Source organism: Ideonella sp. sgz306126 (assembly GCF_056032705.1).
Genome location: NZ_JBVYWP010000003.1, coordinates 201,584 through 217,155, shown reverse-complemented (window position 1 = coordinate 217,155; position 15,572 = coordinate 201,584). Strand labels below are relative to the sequence as shown.

Below are 15,572 nucleotides of genomic sequence, written 5' to 3'. Positions count from 1 at the left end.
CGGCTGGCGCGTGACGCCTGCTGCGGCGCTGCGCCCAGTTCAATCCCAGGGCGGAGCCTCGGCGCCCTGCGCTGCGGCGGCGGACGGCGCGGACACCGGAGCGAGCGCCGGCGCCGCGCCCGGCACCAGTTCGCCGTCGAGCGCCTCGATCAGATCGGGAATCAGCTGGCACAGCTCGCCGGTGGCGATCGCGGCGTCGGCGTCGAAGCCGTCGTCCTGGTGGTTCTGCGAGCCTTTGTGGCTCTCGAAGACCACGTCGTCGAAGCCGACCTTCTTGATCTGCAAGGTCTCGGTGAGCACGAACGAGACCCGGCCGTGCCAGGTCAGCGCCAGCCGGGTCGGCTGCTTGCCCAGCGCGATGTGGCCGCGCACGTCGTCGGTGTCGAGCAGGTGCCGCGCGTAGCGCACCACGGCCTTGGTCTCGTCGCCGGCCTTCAGCTCGCATTCGCGGTCCACCGTGAAGCCCGCCGGCGCCTCGCCCTGGGCCAGCCAGGCGGCCATCGCCACGGCGGGCGACAGCGTGGTCTGCAGCGGCAGCAGCACCAGGCCGCTCCAGGCCTTGATCAGCTGCGTGGCCACCTCTTCGGCGCGCTTGGCGCTGCCGGCGTCGATCATCAGCAGGCGGGCCGTCGGATCGAGCCAGACGCGGATCCGGGCCTGCTTGGTGAAGGCCTGCGGCAGCAGCGCCAGGGTGGCCTCCTCGCGCAGGTCCTTGCTTTCCTTGCGGCCGGGCTTGCGGCCGGTGCTTTGCTCGATCTGGCGGGCCATCTCCTCGACGCGGCGCTTGACCACCGAGCCGGGCAGGATGCGCTGCTCGACCATCAGCGCCATCAGCCACTGGCCGCCCACCGATTCGACCAGCGGCCCGTGGGCCACGCCGCGCGGCTCGACCCAGCCGCTGGATTGCGGCTGGGTCGCCCCGCATTCGGTGAAGCGGGCCTTGGCCAGGGCCTCTTCCGCCTGGCTGAGCGAGGCGGACCATTCCGGCCCGACGCGATAAACGATCAGATTCTTGAACAAGCGATTCCCTCTGGGCCAGGGCGCCGTCGGCCGGGGCTGCGCCGGCTTGGCGCAGCGTGCGCCGGGCGCCGCCAAAAGCGGGGATTGTCCTCGACCCGTCGCCCGGGCCGTGCCGCCGTGCCTACCTGGGTGCGCGCGGTGCCGGATCAGGCGCCGAGCTGGGTGTAGACCGCCCGGGCCAGGCGCTGCAGGCGGGCCGCCGGGATCTGGCCGCTGAGGGCGTAGCCGAAGCGATCGTCGACCCAGTAGAACGTCTCGCCGTCGCCCTCGCGCGCCGAGCGGAACGCGGTCTCGGCCGGGCCCTGGCCGGGCGCGAACACCGCCACGTACAGGGTCACGCGGGTGCCGCCGGCGTCCTGGTACATGAATTGCGCCCGCGGCACGCCGTCGCCGGGCAGCAGCCGGCCGCCCAGCAGCTGGTAGCCCTCGGCGGCCAGCGACGGCACTTTCAGCGGCGCCCCGAGGCGCCGGCTGAGCCACTGCACCAGGTGCGCCTGGTCGGCGGCGGCCACCTCCACCGGGTGGCGCGTCTCGGGCACGAACACCGCGTGCGCCGCCCAGGCCTCGTGGACGAAGGCCGGCGCGGCACCCGCGGCCAGCAAGGCGTCAACGCCGGCCTCGCGCCGGCCCCACCCCCAGCCGCCGGCCACGCCGACGGCCAGCAGCAGCAGCGCCGCCACCGCCTGCGTCCAGAGCGGGGTGCGGCGCAGGCCGCGCGGCGGCGTCCCGCCGGCCTCGCGCCGCACCCGCTCGGTCAGCGCGGCGGGGGCCTCGCCCAGTTCCAGCTGGCGCGCGAGCTGCCGCAGCGCCAGACGGTGGGCCTGCCATTCGGCCACCCGCGCAGCGTCGCCCGCATGCGCGCTCAGCCAGGCCAGCACCGCCGGCGCGCGCTCTGGGGCCAGCAGGCCATCGACGAAGGCGTGCAGTTCGTCGTCACGGATCGGATCGGGGGACGGATTCATCGCTTCACCAGATGCAGGGGGAGCGGACGCGGTGCGGCAGCGCCGCCGCCGTCGGCCAGCAGCTGCCGCAGCCGCTCGCGGGCCCGGTGCAGGCGCGACATCACCGTGCCCACCGGCACGCCCAGCAGCGCCGCCGCTTCCTCGTAGGTGTATTCCTCGACGCTCACCAGCAGCAGCACCTCGCGCATCGGCGCCGGCAGGCGGGCCAGCGCGCGCTCCAGGTCCATGCGCTCGCCCGCCCCGAGCGAGGGCTCGTGGGCGGGCTCGTGGCGGTCGTCGAGCTCGTCATGGTCGTCGTCGTGGCGCCAGTCGCGTCGCTGGTTCAGGTAGAGGTTGTGCATCAGCGAGAGCAGCCAAGCGCGCAGGGCCGATCCCGGCTGCCACAGCGCCCACTTGACGCAGGCACGCTCCAGCGTGTCCTGCACCAGGTCGTCGGCCCGGCTCGCATCGCCCGTCAGCAGGCGGGCATAACGCCGCAACGCGGACAGGTGAACGAGGGTCTGTTCGACGCCCACGGGCCGACGGCGTCAGCGCTCAGGGCCGGGCCAGGTGCCAGACGGACTTGAAGCCGTCGCCGCTGCGGTCGCCCGGCTTGGTGTCCTTGGCCCAGCGATACACCGGCTTGCCTTTGTAAGCCCACTGCAGACGGCCGTCGTCGCGGTGGACGATGCTCCAGTCGCCGTGCGGCGTGGCGTCCATCGCCGCCAGCAGCGGCGGCCAGTTGGTGGCGCAAGGCCCGTTGCAGGCGCTCTTGCCGCCGCCCGCCGGATCCATGTCGAAGGTGTAGAGCGACAGGCCGCCAGGGCTGACCAGCACGCCCTCGCTGACTTGGGCCGGCCCGCCGCCGGTCATCGCGCAGCCTGAGGCCAGGACCGCCGCCAGGGCCAGGGTCAGGGACGAAAGAGAGGGCATCTTGGTCATCGGAAGTCTCCAGTGAAGAGGTAGGGACACCTGCATGAACACCGCAGCGGCGCTGAATATTCCGTCGTCCGTGCCGAAATCCCGGGAATCGTCACGGCGCCCGGTCTTCCCCGGGGGCGGTGCGGCCCGCGCTGCGCCGACCACAGGCTAGCATCGCGCGTTCGCGAGCGCCCGTTCCCGCCTGGAGCCCCTTCCCTTGGATGTACGCACCCTGTTCATCGCCGAAACCTGCGCCCTGGTGGCCACGGCGGTGATGTTCTGGCTCGCCCAGGGCAAGAGCGACCGCGACAACGGCCTGCGCACCTGGACCCTGGGCCTGACCGCCGAGGGATTGGCCTACCTGCTGCTGGCCCACCAGCAGCACTGGCCGGCCTGGCTGGCCACGTCGGTGGGAAACCTGCTGGGCGGCCTCAGCGTGGCGCTGATCTTCGCGGCGCTGCGGCAGTATTTCGCGCGTCCGGTGCCGTGGCGGGCGCTGCTGGCGATGGTCGGGGCCGTCACGGCCGTGGCCGTGGCCGGCGGCGCCGATCCCCACGTCAGCACGATCTTCAACGGCTTCGTCTACGGCGCGACCGAGCTGCTCAACGGTCGCCTGCTGTGGCGCAAGCCACCGGCCGACGCGCGCCGCGTGCAGCGGGTGGTCGCACTGTGGTGCCTGTCGATGGGCGTGGTCCTGCCGGTCCGGGCGGCGCTGCTGTGGCTGACGCTGAGCACACCGGGCGCGCTGAACCTGCCGGACAGCTGGCAACAGCCTCTTTACGTCTACGGGTTTCTCTACATCGTCGTCACCAATCTGGGCTACCTGCTGATGTGCAAGCTGCGCGCCGAAGCGGCGGCGCGCCACCAGGCACTGACCGATGGCCTGACGGGGCTGCCGAACCGACGCGCCCTGGGCGAAGCGCTGGCGCTAAGCCTGGGCACGGCGCAGCGCAGCCAGCGTCCGTTTGCGGTGGTGATGGTCGACCTGGATCACTTCAAGGCGGTCAACGACCAGTTGGGCCACCACGTCGGCGACCGGGTGCTGACCCGCTTTGCCCACCAGTTGCAGGCGGGCCTGCAGGCGCCGGACCAGGCGTTTCGCTATGGCGGTGAAGAGTTCTGTCTGCTGCTGCCGGGCCGCACGACCGACGCGGCCATGCAACGGGTCGAGCGCCTGCGCAGTCGTCTGGCCCGGCCGGCCGCCGATCGCATCCAGATTCCGAGCGCAAGCTGGGGCATCTCGGTCTGGCAGCCCGGCGACACCGACGACGACCTGCTTGGCCGCGCCGATGCGGCGCTCTACCGGGCCAAGGCCGCCGGCCGCGACCGCGTCGAAGCGAACTGACCTGCATCGCGGCGCGGTGCCGCAGACCGTCAGGCGTGGGGGCGTCGACGCCCCTTCTTGTGCGCACGCCCCGGTCGCCGCCCCCCCCAATGGGTGATTCCAGTCCCGTCCCAAACCCGCGGTTCATCGACAAAATCCCCGCCATAACGAATCACGGACAAGGGAGCCGTCATGAGCACCGCCCGGCCGCCCGACGGGGCGAACGCCCTCCCGGAGGGACAGGGCCACCAGCCCGAGGGCGTCGCCGATCACGTCGGAACCAGCCTGCTGCACGGCGCGGCGTCGCGCCTGGATTTCCTCGCCAGCATCGCGCAGCAGGGCCGGCTGCTGCGAATGCACACCGCGCTGCCGGAACTGGCGCTGATTCCCGAGCGGCTGGTGATGCGCGAGGCCGTCAGCCAGCCTTTCGAACTGATCGTCGACAGCCTGTCGACCAGCGCCCATCTGCCGCTCAAGCGCCTGATCGGCCAGCAGATGTCGCTCGGTCTGCTGCAGGCCGATGGCCGCTACCGGCCCTGGCACGGCTACGTGTTCGAAGCCGCGCAGCTCGGCTCCGACGGCGGCCTGGCCCGCTACCGTCTGGTGATGCGGCCCTGGCTGTCGTTGCTGGGCCTGCGACGCGACAGTTTCATCTACCAGGACAAGACGGCCACCCAGATCATCGAGGACATCTTTGCCGATTACCCGCAGGCGGCCTACCGGCTCGAGGTCACCGAGACCCTGCGCACCCGCAGCCTGTGCTGCCAGTTCCGCGAGAGCGACCTGGACTTCGTCACCCGGCTGCTGGCGGAAGAGGGCCTGGCCTACCACTTCGAACACGACGCCCATGCCACGGTGGACCGCGCCAGCGCCGCACTGCACACCCTGGTCGTCAGCGACCGCCAGGCACCGCGCCCCGACCTGGGCGACCTGCGCTTTGCCGGCCAGCATGAGGCCGTCACCGCCTTTGCCGCGCGGCGCAGCCTGCAACCGACGGCGGTGAGCCTGGGCAGCTGGAACTACCGCCAACTGGCCGGCACCGGCGTCGAACTCGGCAGCGTGCTGGCCTTGGGCGAGTTGCCCACGCTGGAGTTCTACGACGGTGCGGGCGCCTACCGCTACCAGGACACCACCCATGCCCGGCGCGCGGCCGAACTGGCACTGGCGGCGCTGGAGTTGGGCGTCAAGCAGTTCGAGGGCCAGGGCAGCGCCCGACACCTCCAGGCTGGCAGCCAGTTCGCGCTGATCGACCACCCCTTGTACGGCGCCCACGCCACCCTCCCGGCGGCCGCGCTCGGCACCCATCCGCGCCCGGACAACCGTTTCACGCTGCTGGCCGTCGAACACCACGCGGCCAACAACCTCGGTGCCCAGGCCGCCCTGTTGCTGAGCACCACCGACCTGGAGCGCGGCAGCTACAAGAACCACTTCCTCGCCAGCCCGGCCGCCGCCCCGGTGGTGCCGCGCCTGCAGCGCAAACCCACCGCCCCCGGATGCCAGACCGCCGTCGTGGTCGGCCTCTCGGGCGAAGCCCTCACCACCGACCGCGACCACCGGGTCAAGATCCAGTTCCCCTGGCAACGCGGCACGCGCCCGCTGGCCGGCGGCCTGGCCCATGACCCCGGCCCCGACGCCCGAGGCAACGCCCCCGGCAACGAGCACTCGGGCACCTGGGTGCGGGTGGCCGGCCCGAGTGCCGGCGCCAACTGGGGCGCGGTGTTCACCCCGCGCGTCGGCAGCGAAGTGCTGGTGGATTTCATCGAGGCCGACATCGACCGGCCGGTCATCGTCGCCGCCCTGTACAACGGCCAGGACACGCCCCCCTTTGCGGCGGGCGTGGATTCGGGTGCGAACCACCCCGGCGTCCTCAGCGGCCTGCACACGCCCAGCCTGGACTCGGCAGGCTACAACCAATGGGTGATGGACGACGCCACCGGCCAGTTGCGCATGCGCCTGCTGTGCAGCTACAGCGCGGCCGAACTGGGCCTGGGCCATCTGATCGCCCAGCCGGCCCAGGGGGCCCGGCGCGGAGCCTGGCGCGGCTCGGGCTTCGAAGCCGGTACCCAGGCCTGGACCAGCCTGCGCGCCGCCCGCGGCCTGATCCTCAGCACCCACGTGCGCAGCGCCGGCGATGGCGGCGCCGACGCCACCCAGATGGACGCCGCCGAGACGCTGAGCCACCTGCAGGCCGCCCGCGGCCTGGCCCAGGCGCTGAGCCAGGCCGCGCAGACCGGCACCGCGCAGGCCCTGCACAGCGTCGATGCCGGCCAGGCCCTGGCTCAAGTCACCCAGGCCATCGACCCCACGCAAGAGGGCAGGCACCCGGCCCAGGTCCACGGCCAGGATGCGCTCAAGGCCCACGACCGGAACCTGGCCGGTCCGGTGGAGGCCTTTGCCAAGCCGCTGATCGTGATGGACACCCCCAGCACCCTGGCCTGGGCCAGTGATGGCGCCCTCACCCACCTGGCGGGCCAGGTCCTCGGCCTGACCAGCCAGGGCGACCAGCACGACGCCGCCGCCCACACCCACAGCACCGTGGCCGGCCGCACCGCCAGCCTCTACACCCACGCCGGTGGCCTGCAGGCCATCGCCGCCCGCGGTCCCCTCAGCCTGCGCGCCCACACCGACGCCCTGCAGATCCTGGCCGATCAGAACATCCAGATCCTCAGCGTCAATGGCGAGATCCACCTCACCGCGCACGACAGGATCGAGCTCGTCGGTGGCGACAGCGCCATCGCGCTCGACGGCCCCGACATCACCTTCACCACCCCGGGCACCTGGACAGCCCGAGGCAGCGCGCATGGGTTCCGTGCGGGCGGGAGCGGTGCGGCAGGGGCGGCGGAGTTGCCAAGTGGGCTGGCGACGGCTGTCGCCGCCATGCCGCTGATGTCGGCTCCGGCGGCGCAGCACAGCGAGCGCCTGGCGCTGTACCACCCCTTGCAGGCCGACGGCACCCCGTTGGGCGTTCGACTCGTGGCTGACCAGTCCTTGGTCGATCAGGCCCGCGTCCGCCATGGCGCCATGGCGCCGCGACGACTGCGCGAGCGTCCAGAAGACAACGTCTTGCTCGTCGGCCCCGCCGGCGCGTGGCGAGTGAGCTACCTCCAGGACGCCCCACGACCCGCAGCGGTCGATGATGGCCTGGTCCCCTGAATCCACCGTCGCGACAGAGCCATGTCAGAAACGCAAACCGCCCCTGCCCACGCCCCGGATGGGAGCCAGGCCGAAGAGGAATACCTGGTTCCGCTGCTGTTCCGGGATGCCCTGGATCAACCCATCAGAAACCTTCAGGTGTTCGTCGGCCTGCCCGCTGGCGAGCTGGCAGCCGTCACCTCGGCAGCAGGTGACATCACGATGGCGTTTGATGTGGACAGCACCGCTCACGCGCCGGTCGATGTTCTCGATGCCACCGGCAAGCGCCAACAGGTGTGCGTGCTCGACCTGGCGCAATGCACGCATGCCGTGATCATCCGCAGTCCCAAGGTGGTGGTGGACATGCCCCTGCGCGCGCACCAGCAAACGCTGCCCCCGGCACCACGGACGGCGGACCAGGCTGCCCCCGAACCGCCCCCCCATCCCTCGAAGCCGAGGCCACGGAAAGTGGATCTGTCGGTGCCCTGGTGGCAAGCCAACGGCGCCCGGGCCGCGGCAGAGACGGCATTTTCCCCCGTCATTGCAGCGCACACTTTGCAAGCTGCGCGCAACCCAGCGGCCCAGCATGGCCTGACCACCTCGGGCAACCCGGTGACGCTGGTGGCGGGACCGGAGTGCCCGAACAAAGACCAACTGGTGCTGGGCAAGAACAACGTCTATCGCGAGGCCATCCTGGGTGCAGCCCAGCGCCTGGGCCTGATCCCCCAGGCGATCTGCGCGCTCATCGACTGCGAAGCCGCCAAGGTGGCCGAGCACATCGCGCTGCGAGATCGGGACGGAAATCCGCTCAGGGACAGGACAGGCCAGGCTCGCATGAGAACGGTCCACGAGCTCTGGAAGGCCGACTCCGGCAACGCGCAGAGCGGCGCGGCCGGGCTCACGCAGTTTCTTGCGAGCACTTGGCTGGGCCACGTGCTCATCCCTGGACGCTACATCCACGATCAAAGCAGAATCGCAGGCTGGGTGCGCCTGGAAGACGTCCCCAAACTCGGTCAACGCTGGGTGTTCGTGTTGGCCGATGGCCAGACCACCCTCGCGCCTGCGTCACATCGCACGGATGCCCATGTCAAGGCCTGTCTGTCGATGCGCATGGACCCCACCTGGTCGATCAACGCCGCCGCAGACTATGGCCATGCCAACCTTCAACTCCTCAAGGCCAAGGGTTTCAAGATCGACGGACTGGCCGACATGGACAAGGCCAAGCTGATGTACCTGATGCATCACGAAGGCGAGGGGGCCGGGCCAGCGTTCATCAGCAACACGCTGGCGCCGACGGACAAGGCCAAGCAGGCACTCAGACGGAAGTTTGTGGCGCAGATCGGGAACAGCGGGGTCGAAAAAGCAATGCGGGAATCTGGTGACGACGTTGAGGATGCCTACAGATCTTGGCTTGCGAAGTACATCGACGATCGATTCAGGGAGAGCAAGAGGTTTCACTGTTCAAGCCCAGCGCTGCCCAACGATCTTTCAGGCATTTTGGTAGCGGTTGGCGGAGAGGAGGTTTCCTCACTATGAGGCCATTGATATTCCTTGCGATGATGACTTTGTGTGGGGTCTGCTCTGGCGTTGAGCCCTGCGAGAAGGGCCGAGGAGTAGACACACAGTTCGGGAGACTTTTCACTACAACCTGCAAAGTTGGGGAAGGGCAATATCAGGTTTCCCTATCTGTCGGTCTGACCAAGATCGTTGAGGACGAAGCCCTTTTTCGAGAAGACCGAAGCGATGACTTATCTGTATGGATTTTCAAGAGTGGACACTTCCCTGTGGAGACCGGTTGCTCAACCAACCTCTACCTGATCGACCTCTCCCGCCAACCCGTCAAGGTCATCGCCTTCGGCGTCAAGAACGCCTGCAACGAATTCCATTGGGCGTCGTGGGGCAAGAAGCGCAGCGTCATTGCGCTGAAGAACAACGTCCGGTTCGTCTACGAGGACGGCAAGCTGACACCGCCCGCCAAGGGGGCCCGGCTGTTCGAGATGATCGAGCCGCCGCACTCCAGCCGCGGCGGCGGACTGGCCGAGGAGGACGCCATTCCGTTCGCCGAAGAGGTTCCTTTGCCGAAGTGACGTGTGCGCCGCCGGCGTGAACGGAACCGCGCGGGCGCCCTGGGCGCGGACCGCGTGGCTCAGGGCGCCTCAGGGCGCCTCAGGCCGCCTCGGGCCGGGTCGGTTCCGGCAGCTGGATCAGGCCGGTGTTGTAGTTGTAGTCGTAGGCTTCGCCGTGGCGGCCCCATTCGATCGCCACCCGCAGCACGCGCTCGGCCTCTTCGGCGTCCAGGCTCTCGCGCAGCAGCCGCAGGAACGGCTCCTCGGGCAGTTCGCCCGAAGGCTCCTGGAGCAGGCTGTGGCGGATGTGCGCGGCCAGCGGCACCCGGGCCAGCAGCTGCTGGCCGAACAAGACCTGGCGCTCGGCGTTTTCGGCTTCCACGTAGTGGATGCCCAGCGGGGTCACGGTGACGTCGCCGCCGGCCAGCTGCGCCAGGTCGAGCATCGCCAGTGCCTCGACCAGCGGCAGCAGTTCCTCGTCGGTGAGCTCGGTTTCCTCGGCCAGTTGCGGCAGGTCGGCACGGCCCTTGAACGGCTCGTCGAGCAGGCGCTCCAGCAAGTCCTCCATGCGGCCGATGTTGGCCTCGGGCAGGCGCTCGTCCAGGCGCATGCGCTCCGGCTCCTCCGCCGCGCGGCCGGTGCGCACGCGGCCGGCCGTCATCACCGCGTAGATCTCGTCGACCAGCGCGCGCACCTCGGCGCTGTCGGCATTGCGAGGGCGCGGCAGGTTGACCACCATCTGGAACTTCACGCGGCCGGGGTCGCTGGCGAAGATCAGCACGCGGTCGGCCATCATCACTGCCTCTTCGATGTTGTGCGAGACCACCAGGATGGCCTTGGTCGGGATCTGCTGCTCCTCCCACAGTTCCAGGATGTCGTCGCGCAGGCCCTCGCCGGTCAGCACGTCCAGCGCCGAGAAGGCCTCATCCATCAGCAGCACGTCAGGGTCGACCACCAGCGCTCGGGCGATGCCCACCCGCTGGCGCATGCCGCCCGACAGTTCGCGCGGCAGCGCGCTCTCGAAACCCGAGAGGCCGATCAGCTCGATCGCCGCCTCGGCGCGGCGGGCGCGTTCCTCGGGCGGCATGCCGCGAGCCTCCAGGCCGATCTCGACGTTCTGCTGCACCGTCAGCCACGGGAACAGCGCGAACGACTGGAACACCATGCTGATGCCGCGGGCCGGACCGTACAGCGGCTGGCCGCGGTAGAGCACGTCGCCGCGGTCGGCTTCGATCAGGCCGGCCATGATGCGCAGCAACGTCGACTTGCCCGAGCCCGACTGGCCCAACAGCGCGACGATCTCGCGCTCGCGCAGCGTGAAGTCGACCGCGTCGAGCACGTTGCGCGGCGCGCCGTCGGCGGCCTTGAACGACTTGCCGACGCCTTTCAGTTCAACGATGGGTTGGCTCATGGTGCGGGTGCGCCTGCAAGGCTCAGAAATTCAGTCGATCTTCGGTCATCCGGTACAACCGGCGCCAGACGAAATGGTTCAGCGTCATCACGTAGATGCACATCACGCCGATGCCCAGCGCGATGCGCGGGAAGTCGCCGGCGGCGGTCATCTGGGCGATGTAGCTGCCGATGCCGTGGGCCTGCACCGTGGTGCTGCCCCAGGTCACGTACTCGGACACGATGCTGGCGTTCCACGAACCGCCGCTGGCGGTGATGGCGCCGGTGACGAAGCTCGGAAACACTGCCGGCAGCAGGTAGCGACGCCACTTCAGCGCCCCCTTGAGTCCCAGGTTGCGCGCCGCGTAGCGCAGCTCGGTGGGAATGGTCGACGCGCCGGCGATGACGTTGAACAGCAGGTACCACTGGGTGCCGAAGATCATCAGCGGCGACAGCCACAGGTCGGCATTCAGGTGGAAACGCACGATCACCAGCACGAAGACCGGGAACATCAGGTTCGCCGGAAACGCCGCCAGAAACTGCGCCACCGCCTGCATGCGCTCGGACAGCCGCGGATTCATGCCGATCCAGATGCCCACCGGCACCCAGAACAGCGCCGCCAACGCGATCAGCACCACCACCCGGATCAGCGTCAAGAAGCCGAGCAGGACCACGTGGCCGACTTCGGCCCAGCCGACCTCGGCATGGATGAAATCGAACAACCGCCACGCCGCCAGCATCACCAGCGCGGCCACCACCGCGTCCCAGACCCGGGTCACGGTCGGCGAGGTGGGTGTCGCGCGGGCACGGATCGACGTGCCGTCGTGCGAGATGCGAAACAGCGTGATCGAGCGATCCAGCCCGCGCGAGACGACGCCGGCCATGCTTTGCAGCCGATCGGTACGGCGCAGCCAGGTCAGCAGCCACGAGTCCTGTGCCTGGCCGCCACCGATCTCCTCGAATCGGAAGCGGTCGGCCCAGGCCAGCAACGGGCGGAAGAACAGCTGGTCGTACAGCAGCACGCCCACCAGCATCGCGCCCACCGCCCAGCCGATCGCCCCCAGGTTCTTGGCCTCGATCGCCTGCGCGATGTACGAGCCGATGCCCGGCAGCTTGATGCTCTGGTTCGACACCGAGATCGCCTCCGACGCGACCACGAAGAACCACCCGCCCGACATCGACATCATCATGTTCCACAGCAGCGCGGGCATCGCGAACGGCATGTCCAGCCGCCAGAAACGCTGCCAGCCCGACATCTGGAACACCCGCGCGGCCTCCTGCAACTCGGGCGGCACGGTCTTGAGCGACTGGTACAGGCTGAACGCCATGTTCCAGGCCTGCGAGGTGAAGATCGCGAAGATCGCCGCGCATTCGACCCCGAACAGATTGCCCGGGAACAGCGCGATGAACGGCGCGACGGCGATCGCCTGGAAACCCAGGATGGGGATCGACTGCAGGATGTCGAGCAGCGGCACCAGCACCTTTTCGGCCGCCCGGTAACGTGCCGCCAACACCGCGAAACCGATGCTGAAGCCCAGCGCCAGCGCCAGCGCCATGAACATGCGCAAGGTGGTGCGCAGCAGGTAATAAGGCAGGCCGATGGGATCGAGCGAGATCGGCAGCTCGGTGCCCAGCTGGTAGGGCGTGGCCATCTGCCGCGCGCCATAGGCCAGGCCGACCAGGATCGCCATCACCAGCGGGAACAGCGCCCAGTCCCAGCGGTTGCCGCCAGCGTCCACCACCTGGCGAGGAAAGTAGGTCTTGAAGTTGGTCATGGCCGGCTGGGGGTGCGTGGTGCGCCCCGGTCAACCCGCCATTGTCGCGCTGGCGCGTGACGGAACGATGAAGCGCGGAAGGTCAGCGTCGCGTGCGGCCGCCGCTGTCGGCCGCCGGAGGCTGGCCCGGAGCGGCCGAAAACAGCCGCGCCGCCCGGCCCTTGAGCTCCAGCAACTCGCTCGGCGTGACCGAGTACTTGCGGCCGACCACGTCGACCTCGACCCGGAACTCGACCTCTTTCTTGCCGTTGCTGAGGATGCCGCTGGTGAAGTCGTAGTCTTCGTCCTCGCCCGGGAAGCCGTCGTACGGCGGGTCGTTGTCGTCCGACAGCCGGACATCCCGGATCTCGCCGCTGGCCAGGTCGAGCACGCCGGTGGATTCGACCACGCTGTCGGCCAGCTCGTCGATGATTCGGATGGGCAGTTTCAGGTCCACGGCGGGGTGCCTCGGGCGTCGGAAGAAGGAAGCGGCGGATTCTAGCCGCGGGGCGCCGGCGCCGCGGCCGCGCGGGCCGCGTGCCCGGGCTGGATTACAGCTGCACCGGCGGGCTGTGCCAGATCTCGTGGGCGTATTCGGCGATCGTGCGGTCGGATGAAAAGTAGCCCATGCCGGCGACGTTCAACACGGCCTTGCGGGTCCAGGCATCGGCGCTGCGGTAGAGCATGTCCACCTGGTCCTGGGTGTCGACGTAGCTCCGGTAGTCGGCCAGCAGCAGGTAATGGTCGCCCCAGTGGACGAGCGCGTCGACGATGGCCTGGTAGCGGCCGGGCTCGCCGGGGCTGAAGACGCCGCTGCGCAGGGCGTCCAGCACGGCCGCGAGTTCAGGGTCCTTGTCGACCCAGTCGCGCGGCTGGTAGCCCCCGGCCTTCAACTCGGCGACCTCGGGCGTGGTGTGGCCGAAGATGAAGATGTTGTCCGCGCCCACATGATCGCGCATCTCGACGTTGGCGCCGTCGAGCGTGCCGATGGTCAGCGCGCCGTTGAGTGCGAACTTCATGTTGCCGGTGCCGGAGGCCTCGGTGCCGGCGGTGGAGATCTGCTCGCTCAGGTCGGCCGCCGGCATGATGACCTCGGCCAAGCTGACGCTGTAGTTCGGAATGAAGACGACCTTGAGCCGGTCGCCCACCCGCGGGTCGTTGTTGACGACCCGGCCCACGTCGTTGATCAGCTGGATGATCAGCTTGGCCGTCTTGTAGGCCGAGGCGGCCTTGCCGGCGAACACCACCGCCCGCGGCACCCCGTGGCCGTCCGGATCGGCCAGGATGCGCTGGTAGCGGGTGATCACGTGCAGCACGTTGAGCAACTGGCGCTTGTACTCGTGGATGCGCTTGACCTGCACGTCGAACAAGGCGTCGGGGTTCAGGTTCACGCCGAGCTGCCGGGCCACCAGCGCGGCCAGTCGCTCCTTGTTCTGGCGCTTGACGCGGCGGAACGCGCCCAGGAAGCCGGGCAGCTCGATCGCCGCCCTGATGCCCTGCAACTGGTCGAGATCGCGCCGCCAGCCATGGCCGATGCGGGCGTCCAGCAGCGCCGCCAGGCCCGGATTTGCGTGGGCCAGCCAGCGCCGCGGCGTGACGCCGTTGGTCTTGTTGTTGAAGCGCTCGGGCCACAGCCGGGCGAAGTCGGCGAAGATGCTTTGCTGCATCAGCTCGGAGTGCAGCGCCGAAACGCCGTTGACCGAGTGGCTGGCCACCACCGCCAGGTAGGCCATGCGCACGCGGCGCTCGCCCGATTCGTCGATCAGAGACAGGCGGCGCATCAGCTCCGGGTCGGCACCGTGGCTGCGCGTGAGCTCGGTCAGGAAATGGGCATTGATGTCGAAGACGATGCGCAGGTGGCGCGGCAGCACGCGGCCGAACATCTCCACCGGCCAGGTCTCCAGCGCCTCGTGCATCAGCGTGTGGTTGGTGTAGCTGAAGACCTTCTGGCACAGCGCCCAGGCCTGGTCCCAGGCCAGGCGGTGCTCGTCCAGCAGCACCCGCATCAGCTCGGGGATGGCCAGCACCGGGTGGGTGTCGTTCAGGTGGATGCTGACCTTGTCGGCCAGGCGCTCGAAGCCGGCATGGCCGCGCAGGTAGCGCCGCACCAGGTCCTGCACGCTGGCGCTGACGAAGAAGTATTCCTGGCGCAGCCGCAGTTCGCGCCCGGACAGCGTCGAGTCGTCCGGATAGAGCACGCGCGAGACGTTCTCGCTGTGGTTCTTGCCCTCGACCGCGCCGAAGTAATTGCCCTGATTGAAGGCCTTGAGGTCCATCTCCTCGGTGGCCTTGGCGCTCCACAGGCGCAGCGTGTTGGTGGCGGTGGTGCCGTAGCCGGGGATGATGGTGTCGTAGGCCATCGCCAGCACGTCGTCGGTGTCGAGCCAGCGCACCACCGTGCCGGCGCCGCTGCCCTGCTCTTCGAGCCGGCCGCCGAAACGCACCCGGAAGGTGACCTCGGGCCGCGGGAACTCCCAGGGGTTGCCGCCGGTCAGCCAGTAGTCCGGCGCCTCGACCTGGCGGCCGTCGACGATCTGCTGGCGGAACATGCCGTAGTCGTAGCGGATGCCGTAGCCGAAACCCGGCACGCCCAGCGTCGCCATCGAATCGAGAAAGCAGGCCGCCAGCCGGCCCAGACCGCCGTTGCCCAGCGCGGCATCGGGTTCGAGCTCGAACAGGCCGTCGATGTCGACCTCCAGCTCCGACAAGGCCTGCCTGAGCGCCGGCATCAGGTCCAGCGCGAGCACCGCGTTGCTGAAGGTGCGGCCGATCAGGAACTCCATCGACAGGTAGTAGACCCGCTTGACGTCCTGCGCGTACTGCGCGCGGGTGGTCTTCATCCAGCGCTCGACCAGGTGATCGCGCACCGCGTAGGCCGCGGCGTGCATCCAGTCCTCGGGCCGGGCCGAGATCGGGTCCTTGCCGACCTGGTACATCAGCTTGTTGGCGATCGCGCGCTTGAGCGCCGGCACATCGCCGGCGAGTTGGTCGTACTGGTGCTCGAACTGGGTCAGGTCCATCGGGG

General features: G+C 69.4%; 12 protein-coding genes. 4 read left to right on the top strand and 8 right to left on the bottom strand.

The window, feature by feature from the left end:
• Positions 1-39: 39 nt before the first annotated feature.
• The 4 genes from AC0N04_RS09480 to AC0N04_RS09465 form a co-directional block, all read right to left on the bottom strand.
• Complete coding sequence (locus AC0N04_RS09480; RefSeq protein WP_474280905.1) at positions 40-1,020, bottom strand: recombination-associated protein RdgC; 981 nt, start codon at positions 1,018-1,020, stop codon at positions 40-42.
• A gap of 146 nt (positions 1,021-1,166) precedes the next feature.
• Positions 1,167-1,982, bottom strand: a complete 816-nt coding sequence (locus tag AC0N04_RS09475) for an anti-sigma factor family protein (protein ID WP_474280903.1) — start codon at positions 1,980-1,982, stop codon at positions 1,167-1,169.
• A complete protein-coding gene (locus AC0N04_RS09470) occupies positions 1,979-2,497 on the bottom strand; it encodes an RNA polymerase sigma factor (RefSeq protein WP_474280900.1) in 519 nt (172 codons plus the stop codon). Before AC0N04_RS09470 ends, AC0N04_RS09475 begins: the two co-directional genes overlap by 4 nt.
• 19 nt (positions 2,498-2,516) lie before the next feature.
• Complete coding sequence (locus AC0N04_RS09465) at positions 2,517-2,894, bottom strand: COG4315 family predicted lipoprotein (protein ID WP_474282023.1); 378 nt, start codon at positions 2,892-2,894, stop codon at positions 2,517-2,519.
• 205 nt (positions 2,895-3,099) lie between these two features.
• Between AC0N04_RS09465 and AC0N04_RS09460 the strand changes: the two genes are divergently transcribed.
• The 4 genes from AC0N04_RS09460 to AC0N04_RS09445 all read left to right on the top strand — a co-directional run bounded on the left by AC0N04_RS09460 (position 3,100) and on the right by AC0N04_RS09445 (position 9,425).
• Entirely contained in the window at positions 3,100-4,227 is a 1,128-nt protein-coding gene (locus AC0N04_RS09460; protein ID WP_474280897.1) for a GGDEF domain-containing protein, read from the top strand.
• Positions 4,228-4,398: 171 nt separating this feature from the next.
• Positions 4,399-7,359, top strand: coding sequence for a type VI secretion system Vgr family protein (locus tag AC0N04_RS09455; protein ID WP_474280895.1), 2,961 nt, complete (start codon positions 4,399-4,401; stop codon positions 7,357-7,359).
• Between the two features lie 21 nt (positions 7,360-7,380).
• The gene (locus AC0N04_RS09450; protein WP_474280893.1) at positions 7,381-8,874 is read left to right on the top strand and encodes a hypothetical protein; all 1,494 of its coding nucleotides are present in this window, start codon (positions 7,381-7,383) and stop codon (positions 8,872-8,874) included.
• A 248-nt stretch (positions 8,875-9,122) separates the two neighbouring features.
• Entirely contained in the window at positions 9,123-9,425 is a 303-nt protein-coding gene (locus AC0N04_RS09445; protein WP_474280891.1) for a hypothetical protein, read from the top strand.
• A gap of 79 nt (positions 9,426-9,504) precedes the next feature.
• Here the strand turns inward: AC0N04_RS09445 and AC0N04_RS09440 are convergent, their stop codons facing one another.
• The 4 genes from AC0N04_RS09440 to AC0N04_RS09425 all read right to left on the bottom strand — a co-directional run bounded on the left by AC0N04_RS09440 (position 9,505) and on the right by AC0N04_RS09425 (position 15,567).
• Positions 9,505-10,815, bottom strand: coding sequence for an ABC transporter ATP-binding protein (locus AC0N04_RS09440; protein ID WP_474280889.1), 1,311 nt, complete (start codon positions 10,813-10,815; stop codon positions 9,505-9,507).
• A 22-nt stretch (positions 10,816-10,837) separates the two neighbouring features.
• Positions 10,838-12,568 (bottom strand): ABC transporter permease, encoded by a 1,731-nt coding sequence (locus tag AC0N04_RS09435; RefSeq protein WP_474280887.1) that lies wholly within the window; start codon positions 12,566-12,568, stop codon positions 10,838-10,840.
• A gap of 82 nt (positions 12,569-12,650) precedes the next feature.
• On the bottom strand, positions 12,651-13,004 hold the full coding sequence (locus AC0N04_RS09430) for a hypothetical protein (RefSeq protein WP_474280885.1): 354 nt from the start codon (positions 13,002-13,004) through the stop codon (positions 12,651-12,653).
• Between the two features lie 94 nt (positions 13,005-13,098).
• Positions 13,099-15,567 carry a glycogen/starch/alpha-glucan phosphorylase gene (locus AC0N04_RS09425; protein ID WP_474280882.1) on the bottom strand — a complete coding sequence of 823 codons (2,469 nt, stop codon included), beginning with the start codon at positions 15,565-15,567 and terminating at the stop codon, positions 13,099-13,101.
• Positions 15,568-15,572 lie beyond the last annotated feature (5 nt).